General features: G+C 65.7%; 15 protein-coding genes. 4 read left to right on the top strand and 11 right to left on the bottom strand.

What is annotated here, in order from left to right; genetic code table 11:
• Entirely contained in the window at positions 1-1,074 is a 1,074-nt protein-coding gene (locus tag B4N44_RS06620; RefSeq protein WP_296698293.1) for a glycosyltransferase, read from the top strand.
• A 50-nt stretch (positions 1,075-1,124) separates the two neighbouring features.
• Here the strand turns inward: B4N44_RS06620 and B4N44_RS06615 are convergent, their stop codons facing one another.
• The 8 genes from B4N44_RS06615 to rsxA form a co-directional block, all read right to left on the bottom strand.
• Complete coding sequence (locus tag B4N44_RS06615; protein ID WP_296698289.1) at positions 1,125-1,748, bottom strand: NUDIX hydrolase; 624 nt, start codon at positions 1,746-1,748, stop codon at positions 1,125-1,127.
• A gap of 138 nt (positions 1,749-1,886) precedes the next feature.
• Positions 1,887-2,168 carry an RnfH family protein gene (locus tag B4N44_RS06610; protein ID WP_093037545.1) on the bottom strand — a complete coding sequence of 94 codons (282 nt, stop codon included), beginning with the start codon at positions 2,166-2,168 and terminating at the stop codon, positions 1,887-1,889.
• Positions 2,169-2,238: 70 nt separating this feature from the next.
• Complete coding sequence (locus tag B4N44_RS06605; protein WP_093037542.1) at positions 2,239-2,940, bottom strand: electron transport complex subunit E; 702 nt, start codon at positions 2,938-2,940, stop codon at positions 2,239-2,241.
• Positions 2,941-2,994: 54 nt separating this feature from the next.
• Entirely contained in the window at positions 2,995-3,675 is a 681-nt protein-coding gene (locus B4N44_RS06600; RefSeq protein ID WP_296698280.1) for an RnfABCDGE type electron transport complex subunit G, read from the bottom strand.
• Positions 3,672-4,763, bottom strand: coding sequence for an RnfABCDGE type electron transport complex subunit D (locus tag B4N44_RS06595; protein ID WP_296698278.1), 1,092 nt, complete (start codon positions 4,761-4,763; stop codon positions 3,672-3,674). Before B4N44_RS06595 ends, B4N44_RS06600 begins: the two co-directional genes overlap by 4 nt.
• A 1-nt stretch (position 4,764) precedes the next feature.
• On the bottom strand, positions 4,765-6,285 hold the full coding sequence (gene rsxC, locus B4N44_RS06590) for an electron transport complex subunit RsxC (protein WP_296698275.1): 1,521 nt from the start codon (positions 6,283-6,285) through the stop codon (positions 4,765-4,767).
• Positions 6,286-6,321: 36 nt separating this feature from the next.
• Entirely contained in the window at positions 6,322-6,855 is a 534-nt protein-coding gene (gene rsxB, locus B4N44_RS06585; RefSeq protein ID WP_093037530.1) for an electron transport complex subunit RsxB, read from the bottom strand.
• A 256-nt stretch (positions 6,856-7,111) separates the two neighbouring features.
• Positions 7,112-7,687, bottom strand: a complete 576-nt coding sequence (gene rsxA, locus B4N44_RS06580; RefSeq protein ID WP_296698346.1) for an electron transport complex subunit RsxA — start codon at positions 7,685-7,687, stop codon at positions 7,112-7,114.
• Between the two features lie 401 nt (positions 7,688-8,088).
• Between rsxA and nifL the strand changes: the two genes are divergently transcribed.
• Positions 8,089-9,729, top strand: coding sequence for a nitrogen fixation negative regulator NifL (gene nifL, locus B4N44_RS06575; RefSeq protein WP_296698272.1), 1,641 nt, complete (start codon positions 8,089-8,091; stop codon positions 9,727-9,729).
• A 16-nt stretch (positions 9,730-9,745) separates the two neighbouring features.
• Positions 9,746-11,326 (top strand): nif-specific transcriptional activator NifA, encoded by a 1,581-nt coding sequence (nifA, locus tag B4N44_RS06570; RefSeq protein ID WP_296698269.1) that lies wholly within the window; start codon positions 9,746-9,748, stop codon positions 11,324-11,326.
• 79 nt (positions 11,327-11,405) lie between these two features.
• Here nifA and B4N44_RS06565 read toward each other — a convergent pair whose 3' ends face one another.
• The 3 genes from B4N44_RS06565 to B4N44_RS06555 form a co-directional block, all read right to left on the bottom strand.
• Positions 11,406-11,726, bottom strand: coding sequence for a hypothetical protein (locus B4N44_RS06565; protein ID WP_296698265.1), 321 nt, complete (start codon positions 11,724-11,726; stop codon positions 11,406-11,408).
• A gap of 27 nt (positions 11,727-11,753) precedes the next feature.
• Positions 11,754-12,098: a hypothetical protein gene (locus B4N44_RS06560; protein ID WP_296698262.1), complete on the bottom strand. Its 345-nt coding sequence runs from the start codon at positions 12,096-12,098 to the stop codon at positions 11,754-11,756.
• Positions 12,099-12,631: 533 nt separating this feature from the next.
• The gene (locus tag B4N44_RS06555) at positions 12,632-12,841 is read right to left on the bottom strand and encodes a hypothetical protein (protein ID WP_296698259.1); all 210 of its coding nucleotides are present in this window, start codon (positions 12,839-12,841) and stop codon (positions 12,632-12,634) included.
• Between the two features lie 724 nt (positions 12,842-13,565).
• Here B4N44_RS06555 and B4N44_RS06550 point away from each other — a divergent pair.
• On the top strand, positions 13,566-13,886 hold the full coding sequence (locus B4N44_RS06550; protein ID WP_296698256.1) for a MerR family transcriptional regulator: 321 nt from the start codon (positions 13,566-13,568) through the stop codon (positions 13,884-13,886).
• Positions 13,887-13,906 lie beyond the last annotated feature (20 nt).

The raw sequence follows: 13,906 nt of genomic DNA, 5'->3' as shown, positions 1-13,906 counted from the left end.
ATGTCAGATCCATCCAGTCTCCAAATGGTCGCCAGCAAGGCCCTCGGCGGTGCCGAGCGTTGGGCGATCCGCTTCAGCCTTGCGCTCGCCGAGCGCGGAGCACCCGTCGACCTCGCGATCCGCCGCGGCAGCGGTCTCGACGATCTCGACTACGGATCGCTCCAGGTCCATCGCCTGCCCTTCCTCACCACCTGGGATCCGCTCTCGCGCGATGCCGTCTCGCGCACCATTGCCCGGGTGCGCCCGGACATCGTCCAGACCTACATGGGACGGGCCACCCGGCTGACACACCTGAGCCCGTCGAAAGGGCCGGTCCATCTCGCCCGGCTCGGCGGCTATTACGCACTCGGACCCTTTCGCAACGCCCACGGCTGGATCGGCAACACCAAGCAGCTCTGCGATTGGATGATCCAAAACGGCCTGCCGGCGGATCGGGTCCATCACATCTACAACTTTGCCGAGCCGGTGCATCCGGTGGCGCCCGAGCAGGTGGCCGAGCTGCGTGCGGGGCATGGCGTCCCGGACGAAGCACTGGTGATGGTCACCTTGGGACGCCTGGTCGGCTTCAAGGGACATCGGCACCTCGTCGACGCCATGGCTCGGCTCCCGGAGACGATCGAGGGGCGACCGCTGCGTCTGATCATCGTCGGCGACGGACCCTTGGGGCCGGCGCTGCATCGTCAGGCGATCGAGGTCGGACAGGATAAACGCATCCTCTGGACCGGTTGGCAGAAGGATCCATCGGCCTATCTGCAGATGGCGGATCTCGTCGTCTTCCCGTCTTTGGACGAGGAGCCGATGGGCAATGTCATCCTGGAGGCATGGGCCTGGCGCAAGCCCTTGGTGACGGCCAACTTTCGCGGGGCGCGGGAGATCGTGCGGCATGGCGAAGACGGGTGGGCCGTTTCTTGCGCGGATGCGGTCGCGCTCGCCGGGGGGATTCGAGAGGTCCTGAACGACCCGATGCTCATGGCCGGCCTCGCCGAGCGCGGCCATGCCCGGGTGCAGTGCGATTTCAGTCGCGAGGCCATCCTGGATCAGTATCTAGCCCTGTATCGGGAGCTTGCCCGCTGACGGCGGCCTCGCCGCACCAGGCCGCCTCGTCGCACCAAGCAGCCGGCTTCTTACACGGCAAGATCGGGACGCAAGCGCGGCAGATCGATCTGCAGGAGGCGGGCGTGCGGGGAGTAGAGGTCGTAGCGCTCAAGCTCGGTCAGGGGCACCAGACGGGCACTCGTCACCTCGGGGGATCGGGCAACAAAGGCACCCGAATCGATCTGCCGGCGCAGCGCCTCGAAGCCCATCGCGGGCTCGCAGGCGAAATAGAAATCGAGCCGATTCGAACCCGGCTCCTCCTCCACGAACGGCATCGCATCGACCCGCAGCAAGCGGATCCCGGTCACGTCGATGCCGAGCTCCTCGAAGATTTCGCGCTCCATGGTGCGCTCGAGCACGTCGTCCGGCAGCCCTGCGTCCCCGGCATCTCGCGGACGTTGCGTCATGGATTCAAGTGACCCGCCCGGCAGACCCCAGGCGCCACGCCGACGATAACTGTGCTCTATCAGAAGGACCTCGGGCGGCGATCGACTCGCATCGACCAAAACACCGACCGCGCCGACGATCCAGTCGCGGGCCATGAAGCGCTTGAGCAGGCCCGCCATTTTCGGCGGGAAGAGTCGCCATAGACGCAAGGCGGCGCGATGCAGCGCCGGTCGTTGCTCGATCCAATGTGTCAGCCTGGAGAACACGGCGAACCTCTGTGTTGAATCGATTCCGCCGGCCTAGAGTGGTAGCCAAAGGCGGAAGAGCCTGTGTGCGATGCTACGAGATGGCGGATACCGAATCAACCGAGGACAACGGGCCGCCTCGCGCCGCCCGTCCGGTGCTCAGTCGGCGTCGTCCTCGCCGGGCTGGTCGCGTCGCTCGACGGTCTCCGGGTCGGCGGTGATGGGCCGATAGATCTCCACCCGATCGCCGTCGCTCAGTCGGGTTTCGAGCTTGATCAGGCGCCCGAAGATGCCGACCTTGTTCTCCGCCAGATCGATCTCCGGAAATTGGTCCAGCAGACCCGACCGCTCGATCGCGTCGCGTGCGGTGCTCCCGTCCGGAACATCGAGCTTCAGCCAGGTCTGCTTGAATTTGTCCGCGTAGGCGACACCGACGTGCATTGCTCGAATCCTCGATCGTTCAAAAACAAGGTACGCGTTCTCTGCGAGCCGGAACGCGATCGGATCAGCTTCAGGCGGCCGCGCCGGCCGTGGCCCGGATCCGCTTGGCCGCTGCGATCCTCGTATCGAGCAGGCGCTTCCCCGCGAGCAGGAAGCCCAGCGCAAGGAACCCGCCCGGCGGCAGGATCGCGAGCAGGAAACCACGATAGTCCGGGATCAAGGTAAGCTCCAGGAACGCCATGCCCTCGCCGAGCAGAGAGGCTGCGTTGGCGAAGAGGGTGCCGCTGCCGATGATCTCGCGGATCGCACCGAGCAGGACCAAGGCAAAGGTGAAGCCCACACCCATCATGAGCCCGTCGAAGGCCGCGGGCATGACCCGATTGCGCGAGGCGAAGGACTCGGCGCGCCCCAGGATCGCGCAGTTGGTGACGATCAAGGGGATGAAGAGCCCGAGGACCTTGTGCAGATCATGAAGCCAGGCGTTGAGCCCAAGGTCCACCAGGGTCACCAGAACCGCGATGATGAGGACGAAGACCGGGATACGCACGTCGGGCGTGATGAGTCCACGCAACAAGGAGATCATGAGCCCGGACGCCACCAGCACCGCGGTGGTCGCCAATCCCATGCCGAGCCCGTTGGTCGCCGTCCCGGTCACCGCAAGGAGCGGGCAGAGGGCGAGCGATTGGGCCAGGATGACGTTGTTGTCCCAGAAGCCGTCTCGGGCGATCTTGCCCCACTGGGTTCGATCCTTGGTGTCTGTCGCTGTGTTCATCTGAGCCTCGGTACCATGATCTCGCGGAATGTCTCGCGCTAAGGTGCTGCAGGGCTAGGATCCCGGCTGGGTCGGTGCGGGGCGCGCCGCGTCGGGGCTGTCGACCTGGAGGACCGCGGAGGCGGTCAGGGCGTCGCGGTGCGTCGCGAAGAACTCCAGCCCGCCCCGCAGGGCGGCGAGGATTCCGCGCGGGGTGATGGTGGCCCCGGTAAACTGGTCGAAATCCCCGCCGTCCTTCTTCACCGCCCAACGCTCGGCCGGCGGATTGCCGAGGCTCAAGCCGTTGAAGCCCAGGATCCAGTCCCCTTTGGCGACCTCCATCTTGTCGCCGAGCCCGGGTGTCTCCGCATGCGAGAGGACGCGCGTCCCCAGGACAGTTCCGGCGGCATCCAACCCAAGCAGCAGCTCGATCGGGCCCGCATAGCCGACTCCGCTCACCCGATAGGCGACCCCGGTGACCTGAAGTCCTTGTCGTGCGCGGTAGACGGTCAGGGGCAACCCGTCCGGCCCCTCGAGCGTCAGCGGATCGGCCAGCAGATCGTTGTCGTGGATCGCCGGCGGGATGACCTCCGCCAGCGACGCCTTGAGATCCTCGGCCTTGCGCAACGCGATGGTGTCGCGCGTGGCGATATCGCCCATCACCAGGAGGGCCGCGGCAATCAGGGTGAAGCCGCCGAGCAGACCGGCCTGGTAGCCGATGCGTTTGCGATAGCTGGGTTCGGCGACGGCTGTCATTTGCGCATCTCGGCGTTGTCGGCGTATTCGATCGGCGTGCCCCGACGATCGCGTCCGTAGACCCGCGGCCGGATATAGTGGTCGATCATGGGGGTGCAGGCGTTCATGAGCAGGATGGCGAAGGCCACACCTTCCGGGTAGCCGGCCCAGGTCCGAATGACATAGACCAGGACGCCGCAGCCGGCCCCGAAGATGATCTGACCCATCTTGGAGACGGGCGAGGTCACCGGGTCGGTCGCGATGAAGAAGGCCACCAGCAGCGTCGCGCCCGAGACGATGTGATAGAGGGCGCCGGCATAGTGCTCCGGGTCATAGAGATTCATCAGGGTCGCCAGGATCGCGAGACTGCCGATCATGGCCACCGGCGTGTGCCAGGTGATGACCCGCTTGGCCAGCAGAAAGAGCCCGCCGAGCAGGATCAGCAGGGCCGAGGTCTCGCCCATGCTGCCGGCGATGGTTCCGACGGCGCCGGAGAAGAGGTAACCCATGTCGGGGAGAATCTCGGACAGGGTGAGGCCCTGGCTGAGCTCGGTGCGCACGTGACTCAACAGGGTCGCGCCGCTGACGGCATCGAAGCCCGGTTGACCGAGACTGATCCCCACGCTCTGCAGGAATCCCGGCGCATCGGCGGAAAACAGCGGCATGGGCTGGACATAGTTGGTCATCTCCAAAGGAAAGGAGATCAAGAGTGCTACCCGAGCCACCATGGCCGGATTGAAGAGGTTCTGACCGAGCCCGCCGAAGACCTGCTTGGCGACCACGATGGCCAGCAGGGCGCCGACCGCACCGATCCACCAAGGTGCCCAGGGCGGCAAACTGACCGCAAGGATCCAGCCGGCCAGCAGGGCCGAGCCGTCGAGCAGGTATGGACGTTGCGGCTTGCCCGCGATCCGCAGGCAGGCCGCCTCGGCAAGTACCGCGGTACTCAGGGTGGCGAAGAAGAGAAAGATCGCCGGCCAGCCGAACTGCCAGAAGCCGAAGAGCGTCGCCGGCAAGAGCGCCAGCATCACCAGACCCATGGTGCGCTGGATGCTGGTGCGGGCGTGAGCGTAGGGGCCGGCGAGTGCTGCCGGGGTCTCGATTTGCATCTCAGGCCTCCGCGGCGGCCGCTGGTTGCTCGGCCGCGGGCAGCTCGACCCCGGACACTTTGGTGGACGCTGGGGTTGCCTTCTGTGCCGCGGCCTCGCGCTTGCGTTTGGCCATGGCCTCGCGCTTGGCCTGCTTGATCGCCTCCATCCGAGCCGCGCGCTGCTCGGCGAGTCGTTTGGTCTCGGTGAGCTTCTGCTTGGTACGCCCGCGCGCAGCCATCTCGCCCTTGGCATAGTTGAAGAACTGCACCAACGGGATGTGGGCCGGGCAGACATACGCGCAGGAGCCGCAGCCGATACAGTCCATCAGGCCGAGGCTCACGGCGCCTTCCAGGTCCCCGGCGCGGGTATGCGCGGCCATGTCGAGCGGGACCAGTCCGCAGGGACAGGCCTGCACGCAGGTCGCGCAGCGAATACAGGGCATGGGCTCGTGCCGCGCGACCTCGGCCGCCGTGAGCGCCAATACGCCGTTGCTGCCCTTGACCATCGGCACCCGGGTGCTCGGGAGGGGCTGACCCATCATGGGACCGCCGCTGATCAACTCGGTCGGCTCTTCGGTGAAACCGCCGCAATAGTCGAGTAGATCCTGGACGCGCGCACCCAGCGGCACCCGGAGGTTGCGCGGCCGGGAGATGGCGGCGCCACTGACGGTCACCACGCGCGAGACCAGCGGCCGCCCGAAACGCAGCGCCTCGTGGACCGCAAAGGCGGTGGCGCCGTTGTGCACGACGACGCCGATGTCCGCGGTCAGTCCGCGCGCAGGGGTCTCGCGACCGGTCAGCGCCTGCACCAGATGTTTCTCGGACCCCATCGGATAACGCGTGGGCAGACGAGCAATGCGGATCCGCGGGTCCACCGATGCGGCGACGGCCATCGCCGCTTGGGCCTCGGGCTTGTTGTTCTCGATGCCGATGACGATGCGCTCCACGCCCAGGGCGTGCGCCATGATGCGGATCCCGTCGACGACCGCGTCGGCTTGCTCGCGCATCAGACGATCGTCGCAGGTCAGGTAGGGCTCGCACTCGGCACCGTTGATAACCAGGGTGTGCAGCCGATAGCGGGTGCGCAGGTTGAGTTTGACCGCCGACGGGAAGGTCGCCCCGCCCATGCCGACGATACCGGCCGCCGCGACCCGTGCCGAGATCTCCTCGGGCGAGAGGGCGAAGGGGTCAGGGACGCCCTGGATCTCGTCCGACCAGCGATCCTCGCCGTCGGGCATCAGCGTCACGGTCCGCACCGAGAGTCCCGAGGCATGATGCGCCGGGTAGCTGCCGACCCCCATCACGCGACCCGAGGTCGGAGCATGGACGGGGGCGGAGATGGCACCCTGACTGAGTGCGAGCAGATCGCCTTTGGCCACCCGTTGGCCACGACGCACGGCCGGCTTGGCCGGCGCGCCGATATGCTGTTGCAGCGGTATATGCAGCAGCGCAGGCATCGGCAGATCCTCGATCGCCTGCTCGGCCGCAAGGTGCTTGTTGTCGTGCGGATGCACGCCGCCGCGGATCTTGAAGAGTTTCATGTGGGTTCTTTGTGCCTTTGTGGTTCAGGCCCTTGATCAAGCCGCCAGCGCGCTCGGCTTTGCCCAGTACCAGGTCTGCAGCGTGGGCGTCACCGGGCGCATCTCGATGCACTCGGTTGGACAGACGTCGAAGCACAGCTCGCAACCGGTACAGGCGTCGGCGAAGACGCTGTGGATCATGTTGTTGGCCCCCATGATCGCGTCGGTCGGGCAGCGCTTGAAGCATTTGCAGCAGCCGATGCAGAGGTTCTCGTGGATATGCGCGATCGCCGGCGCCTTGTCGGCGACGCCCGACAGATCGACGCTGACCCCGAGGAGACCCGCCAGCTCCTCGGCCAAGACACGGCCGCCGGGCGGACAGCTGGTCACGGGGGCCGCGCCCGAGGCAATCGCCTCGGCCGCCGGCCCGCAGCCGGGATAACCGCATTGCCCGCATTGCGAGCCGGGCAAGAGCTCGGCGACCCGCTCGGCGAGCGGATTGCCCTCGACCTTCAGGTAGCGCGCGGCGAGGCCCAAGAGCCAGCCGAGAATCAGGCCGAGTGTCGTGAGGCTGAAGATCGCTGCAATCATCGTGTTCTGATCTCGGATAAGAATCGGTCGTGTCGGTTGCGGTCCGGTCCGTGCCCTAGGGACGGGCAGTCCACTGCCTGCCGAAACCCGGCCCGAACCCTCTCGACATCTGTCTCGAAAACCGCCAAGCCCATGCAGTGAGCCGCATCCCCAAAGGGTTCATCCTCCGGAACGCGCCCCACCAGGGCCGTTGACTGGACCGGACGCCCAGGGATGCACCAATCCTTGCCTGTCGCACTGAGCGCGTTCCGGAGTTTCACGCAAGCCCCGCAAAGCCCATGAAGGCCAGCGACAGCAGCCCTGCGGCGATGAAGGCGATCGGCGTTCCGGCGAAGGCAACCGGCACCTGCGCGAGCGCCAAGCGTTCACGCAACCCGGCGAACAACAGCATGACCAGCGTGAAGCCGAGCGCCGAGCCAAACCCGTAGAGGACGCTTTCGAGGAACCCATGCTCCTCTTGGACGTTCAACAGGGCCACGCCCAGAACGGCGCAATTGGTGGTGATGAGCGGGAGGAAGATCCCCAACACCTGATAAAGTGCCGGCGAGAGCTTACGCACCGCCATTTCGGTGAACTGCACGACCGCGGCAATGACCAGGATAAAGGTCAGGATGCGCAGGAAGCCGATGTCCAGCGGCTGGAGCACGAAGTACTCGAGCAGCCAGCTCGCGACCGCGGCCAGGGTCAGGACGAAGGTAGTGGCCAGGCCCATTCCCAAGGCCGAGTCGAGTTTGTTCGACACCCCCATAAAGGGACAGAGTCCGAGGAACTTGACCAGCACCACGTTGTTGACCAACGCCGTGCCGAGAATCAACATGACATACTCGCCCATCGAGAGAACGCCCTTGGGTCCCAACCTTGATGTCCGACCTTCAGCAAATGCAGTGCCATGTGTCGGGGCCTGCTGCGCGGGGAGTCCGCCGCAGACAGCCGCGGGCACCGCGGAGACGCCATCACCGGGCCAATATCGGCGAGCGCTCAGAGACTTGAGGCCGCGCCGAGCCGGTCGCCGACATGCCCGCCGGAAGACTGCCGAAATCCCGGCTGTCGCGGTGGCAACAGAAATCCATGTTGCACTGCGCGGCGAATGTCGTAAAACTCACAGGGGTATCGAGTGGGAGCGGCCGACAGGGATCGATCGGCGGTCCGGCCGGAGCCGCCTGATCGTCTTGACGCCCGACGGCATCAACTTTGCTTCGTCAACTGACCCAAATCCGTATTCAGGAGAGCGCCGTGCCGGTCCGAGAAGCCCCGGACACCGTCCAGCAGGTCGTCATCAACGCACTCGGCGAGTTTCTGGCCTCCCCGCCCGACGGGACCCCGATCGAGGTCGTCGAGGCGCTGACGCTGATGGGCGGCAATGCGTTGGATCCGCTGCCCCCTCGCCTCTTCTTCGAGGCGGTCGAGCAGTCGCCCGTAGCCATCTCCATCACAAACCACAAAGCGGCGATCCTCTATGCGAATCGTGCCTTCGAAACCTTGACCGGATACAGCCGCGAGGAGGTTCTCGGCCAGAACGAGTCGATCCTCTCGAGCAACGCGACACCCCTCAGCGTCTACCAACAGCTGTGGCGAACCATCCAGCGCAAAGAAACTTGGACCGGCACCCTGGTCAACCGCACGAAGGCGGGCGTCGACTATCTGGCCGAGCTGATCATCTCCCCGGTCCTGGATCGCGACGGAGATCTGCAGTACTTCCTCGGGATGCATCGCGACGCGACCAAGGTTCACGAGCTCGAGGGGGCGCTGCGTCAACAGAAGGCCCGCATCGAGACCGTTCTGGATGCGGCCCCCGTGATCGTCGTCCTGCTCGACAGCAAGGGCCGGATCATCCTGGACAATCAGGAGTACAAGAAGCTGTTCGGTGACCTACGCGGCAAGGAGCCGGCCGATGTCCTTCGTGCGGCGGTCAGCGAGCAGCTCGGCGTGGATGCCTTTGCCGCCTGTTTGGAGGGGCGCGGTTTCAAAGATGTCGAGGTCGCCATCGAGATTCCGGGCTCGATGGGGCCACGCTGGTTCGCCTGCTCCGGGACCCCTGTCGAGGAGACCGACGCCAGTGCTCGGACCTATTTCGGTCGCCAAGCCCCCGGAGACCGGCGTCTGCTGCTCCTGGCCAGCGAGGTCACCGCGCGGCGGCGCGAGATCGAGCGCGCCCATCTGGAGAACCTGCGCGCCAGGCTTGCCGAGCAACAGCTGATGCACGGCATGCGCGAGGCGCTCGCCGCGGCCATCTATCAGATCCAGGTCCCGCTCAACGTCATCAATGCCGCCGCGGCCATGGTGCGCGGGGGTGCCGGCAACGTCGACACGCTCGCCGGGATGCTTGACCAGATCAGCGTGTCCGGCGCCAAGGCGCTCGCGACCCTGACCTCGGCACTGCCCGAGGAGCCGCGCGAGGCCGGGGTCATGGTCAACGTCAACGAGCTCCTGCGCCAAGTCCTGGAGCTCGAAACCGACCGCCTGTTGGCGACGGGAATCGTGGTCGACTGGCGCCCGGCGCACGTCTTGCCCGAGCTGCCGGGCCACAAGAACCAGTTGCGCGCACTCTTCAAGCACCTGATCGACAATGCTATTCAGGCACTTTGCGAATCCGGCCGCGCGCACCGCGAGCTGCGCCTGACCACCCGCCGGGTCGACGAGGCCGTCGAGGTCGAGATCGAAGACAACGGACCCGGGATCCCGTCCGAAGACCGCTATCGCGTGTTCGAGCCCTTCTACATCGGCTGGCGCAATCGTCGGGGCAGGGCCGGTATGGGTCTCGCCCTCAGTCAAGAGATCGTCAACGCCCACGGAGGCAGTATCGAGGTCGACCCGAAGATGACCGATGGCTGCCGAATTCGCCTCTCACTGACTGCTGTCTCCGCCGACGACTGAGCTTGCACGAACCCACATGAATGCCGACTTCCCCGTCCCCGGCAGCGCCGAGCAAGCCTGCCGGCTGGATCTGCTCGAATCCCAACTCAGCGCACTCTTCGAGGTGAGCTCCGTGCTCAGCCGGTCGCTCGATCTGCGCCAGACCCTGCGCGAGGTGCTCGGCGTCCTGCACGAGCGCGGACGCCTTCGACACGGGATGGTCAGTCTCCTGAGCGAGGATCGCGGCGAGCTGCTGATCAGCGCGCTCCACACCGACGACCCCCACGCCGCCGACCGGATCGCCTACCAGCCCGGCGAGGGCGTGATCGGCAGCATCCTGTCGCGCAATCGGCCGTGGATCTTGCCGCGCATCGGCGACGAGCCGCGTTTCCTCGACCGACTCGGTCTCTACGATCCGGACCTGCCCTTCATCGGTGTGCCGATCCGACTCGGCGAAGGGAGCGCGATCGGCGTCTTTGCAGCCCAGCCCCCCGTCGCCGACGGACTGCTCGAGGAACGAGCGCGCTTCCTGGAGATGGTCGCCAATCTGATCGGTCAAGCCGTCCGACTTGCCCGCACCGTCGAGGCCGAGCAGCAAGCCTTGCGCGAGGAGCGCGACAAGCTTCGCCGCGAGGTCAAAGGCACCCACGGTTTCGACAGCATCATCGGGCACACCGACGCCATGCGCCTGGTCTTCGATCAGGTGCGCCAAGTCGCGAAATGGAACACGACGGTCCTGATTCGGGGCGAATCAGGCACCGGCAAGGAGTTGATCGCCAACGCCATCCATTACAACTCGCCGCGCGCCCGCGCCGCCTTCATCAAGCTCAACTGCGCGGCGCTGCCGGACAATCTGCTGGAGTCCGAGCTCTTCGGCCATGAGAAGGGTGCCTTCACCGGCGCCATCAGCCAGCGCAAGGGCCGTTTCGAGCAGGCCGACGGCGGCACGCTCTTTCTCGACGAGATCGGCGAGATCACGCCCGCCTTCCAGGCCAAGCTGCTGCGTGTGTTGCAGGAGGGCGAGTTCGAGCGGGTCGGCGGCGGTCGCACGCTCAAGGTCGATGTGCGGGTCATCGCAGCGACCAATCGCGACCTCGAGGCCGAGGTGCGCGCCGGCGAGTTCCGCGAGGATCTCTACTATCGCTTGAACGTCATGCCGATCCGAATGCCCGCGCTGCGCGAGCGCATCGAGGACATCCCGGACCTCGCCCGCTTTCTCGTGGACAAGGTCTCGCGCATGCAGGGGCGCGAGCTCTCGATCACCGACAGCGCCCTGCGCATCCTGATGCGGCACGACTGGCCCGGCAATGTCCGCGAGCTCGAGAACTGCATGGAGCGCGCCGCGGTCATGAGCGAGCAGGGGATCATCGACCGCGACGTGATCGAGCTGACCGGCCTGAACGTGGCGGCGCTCGCAAGCGAGCCGCTGCCGAGCACACCCGCAAAGACCTCCACGATCGACTTCAACGACCCCGATCTCGACGAGCGCGAGCGCGTCATCGCCGCGTTGGAAGAGGCCGGCTGGGTCCAGGCCAAAGCCGCGCGACTGCTCAACATGACACCGCGCCAGATCGCCTACCGGATCCAGACGCTGAACATCAAGATGCGGCAGTTTTAAACCGTGCAGACTCCAATGGCCGTCAAGCCTGCCGGGGCCGATCCCGTCCAAAAGCATCGCATACCGCGCTGAGCGCGGTTTAAGCCCGCACCACGCGGATATGTCGGCCCTGAGGGCTGTGCGTCTCCACGCTGCTCGTGCGCTCGGCGATCGGCGGTTGGCCGGTGCGGCGGTCGAAGATCACGAGCCAGCCCGCCTCGAGCCCAAGACCGGCGAGATACCCATCCAACTGCACCAACCCCTCGGCCAACGGATCGTGCGCACCGTCGCGCCAGACCTTCAGCTCGATGCCGAGCGTGACCGCCCCGTAACGCAAGCACAGATCCATCCGGCCGGAGCCGATCGCATATTCGCGCTCGAGCGTACCCTCGCCGTTGGCCACGCGATGCAGAAAGGCCATGAGCACCAGATGCGGGGCGATCTCGTGTTAGGCGGCGCTGCCCAAGAGTGGTTGGCCGTGTTGGCGCCAGAAGGCCAGGAAGGCGTTCAGGAGGCGGTCGGGGTTCAAGCTCGCGTCGGGATTCAGCCAGGTCGGGGCGGTCTGCGGCAAAGATGCCTGCGGCGTAAAAGCCAAGATGCGGGGCAGGACCTCGCGATAGATCGGATTGGCGATCGTCAGGCCCCGACCCGGTGCCATCCGACAGAGACCGAGATCGATGAGGTATTGGATGTCGTCCTCGGGCACCTCGCCCGGGGCGGTCCCGGCCAACATCGCCTCCGAGCTGTCGCGGTGGACCGAGCGCCAAATTACCATATCCGTTCGGAAGGGCATGCTGCCGCGACGCGACGGCGACAGCGTCTCGTCGCGCCTCGTGGTCCCGCCGAATGCGGCAACATCGCCAGCGTGCAGGAGCGGAACCGCGGACAGACCTTAAAGGTCCCGCAAGTTCAGGGCGAACTGGATTGAGCTGGGACCAAGTGACCGTTTGGCCATCGAGTTGGAGCAGCGCACCCATCAGGCGCTCCAGCCCCTTGATGCTCTAACCGCTCTCGTGCCAGGCGGGCGGGTGCGGGCAGATGCATGTGCGACAGTTGGGGCCAGCCGGTTTCGGGGTGTGCCGTGCCGTCCTCGCCGCTGCCGGGCGGGCGCAGCTCAGCAAGGGACGCGAACTCCCGATCATGCAGCTCCGCAGTCGTGCCGATGGACGGCAGTCCGCGCGAGCGCTGCCGGTCGAGGGGCGGCGGCGCGGCCGCAAAGATGAGCAAGACCCGCCGGCGAATGGTCTCCCTCGCGCACTTCGGCGCGAGCCATGAAACGGCGCGTGGGGTGCCGCGATTTTACAGCTTCTCGATCCACGAGCCCGTTCACTCCAGCTTGAGGCCGAACTGCTTCGCTGATCGCTCGTAGCGCTCGCGAATCGCTTGTGGCGGACGTTTGAGCTGCTTTGCTGCTTTGGCGATCCGGTCGTCGGCGATCGGCGATTCGGACTCTATCCGGGGATTCAATGCGTCAATGTCCTGCGAAAGCAGCTTACGGTCGATCTCGTCTGCGCCGGTGTCGGCGAGAGCAAGCACTGCGGCCCGAGAGGCGGATGTTGTCGCTCATGCTATTTCAACGGACAGTCTCGGCTTAATCCGCGCCATCCTTGCCACACTATTCCAGCGTCGCTAATCTGCCCAGCGGATGCGGGGGCCTCGTTCAGTTTGATACTTCGCAGATGCCCGCAACCTGCCCGGACCGGTCACCCAGCGCCCGAAAGGCGGTGACTCTTCGATCCTGATACCGGTCACCCGCCGTCCGGCGACTGACGGATCGGTTACGACCCTGAGCTGCCATAAGCACGTCGACCGGCAGCGGCAGAACCGCATCTAATACCCGACGCGCGCGGCTGGCGTTCGCGCCTACAAAGCAGCGCTTGGCGAATGGGCGAGGGACACTCCACCCATCCTCCTCCGAGAAGCGGGTATCCGATACGGCTCCGGTGCGACATCGGGCACTCAGTAACAGCGACATTCGTCTCCCGAGCTCACTATGCGACTGATTGTCTCATTGTGGTTCCAGGTTACGGTCCCGAGCAGCGCGCGGTAACCGGCTCTGGCCAGCAAACGATTCAGTAGCCGCCATCTCATCGCGGCAACACGCTTATTTTTTGGAGCCACACTGTTGACTTGAAGTTGTCTGCTTCGTGGAGCAGACATTCCGGAACTCCTCCCGGCACTGGCAGGCGAAGGCTGGGCCCGATTCGCTGCATAAAATAGACACTAGAAATTATCAGTTCTGGTGTCTATATTTTGCGGCATGGATACTGAGAACCCTCGCTTCACACTGGACGAGCTGGCGGCCCTTGCCGAGTTGCCACGCCGAACCGTCCGCTACTACGTGCAGCTCGGTCTTCTGGACCGTCCCTTCGGGGTTGGCCGCGGACCGCATTACGGTCAGCGCCACGCTGAGCAACTCCTGGAGATCCGCAAGTGGCAGCAGGCTGGGCTTTCACTGGAGCGGATCCGCGAGCTGCTGGCGCCGGCCGGCAACGAGATGAGCTCGGTCCCGCCACGGACGAGGCGGCGAGGCAGCCTGGAGGTGTGGAGCCATCTCGTCATCGACGACGGATTAGCCTAAAAAGAGCAGTTGACGCCCGT

This window comes from Thiocapsa sp. UBA6158 (assembly GCF_002423035.1).
Lineage (GTDB): Bacteria > Pseudomonadota > Gammaproteobacteria > Chromatiales > Chromatiaceae > Thiocapsa.
The sequence above is the reverse complement of the archived record's forward strand: the minus strand, read 5'-3'. Positions and strand labels throughout refer to the sequence as shown.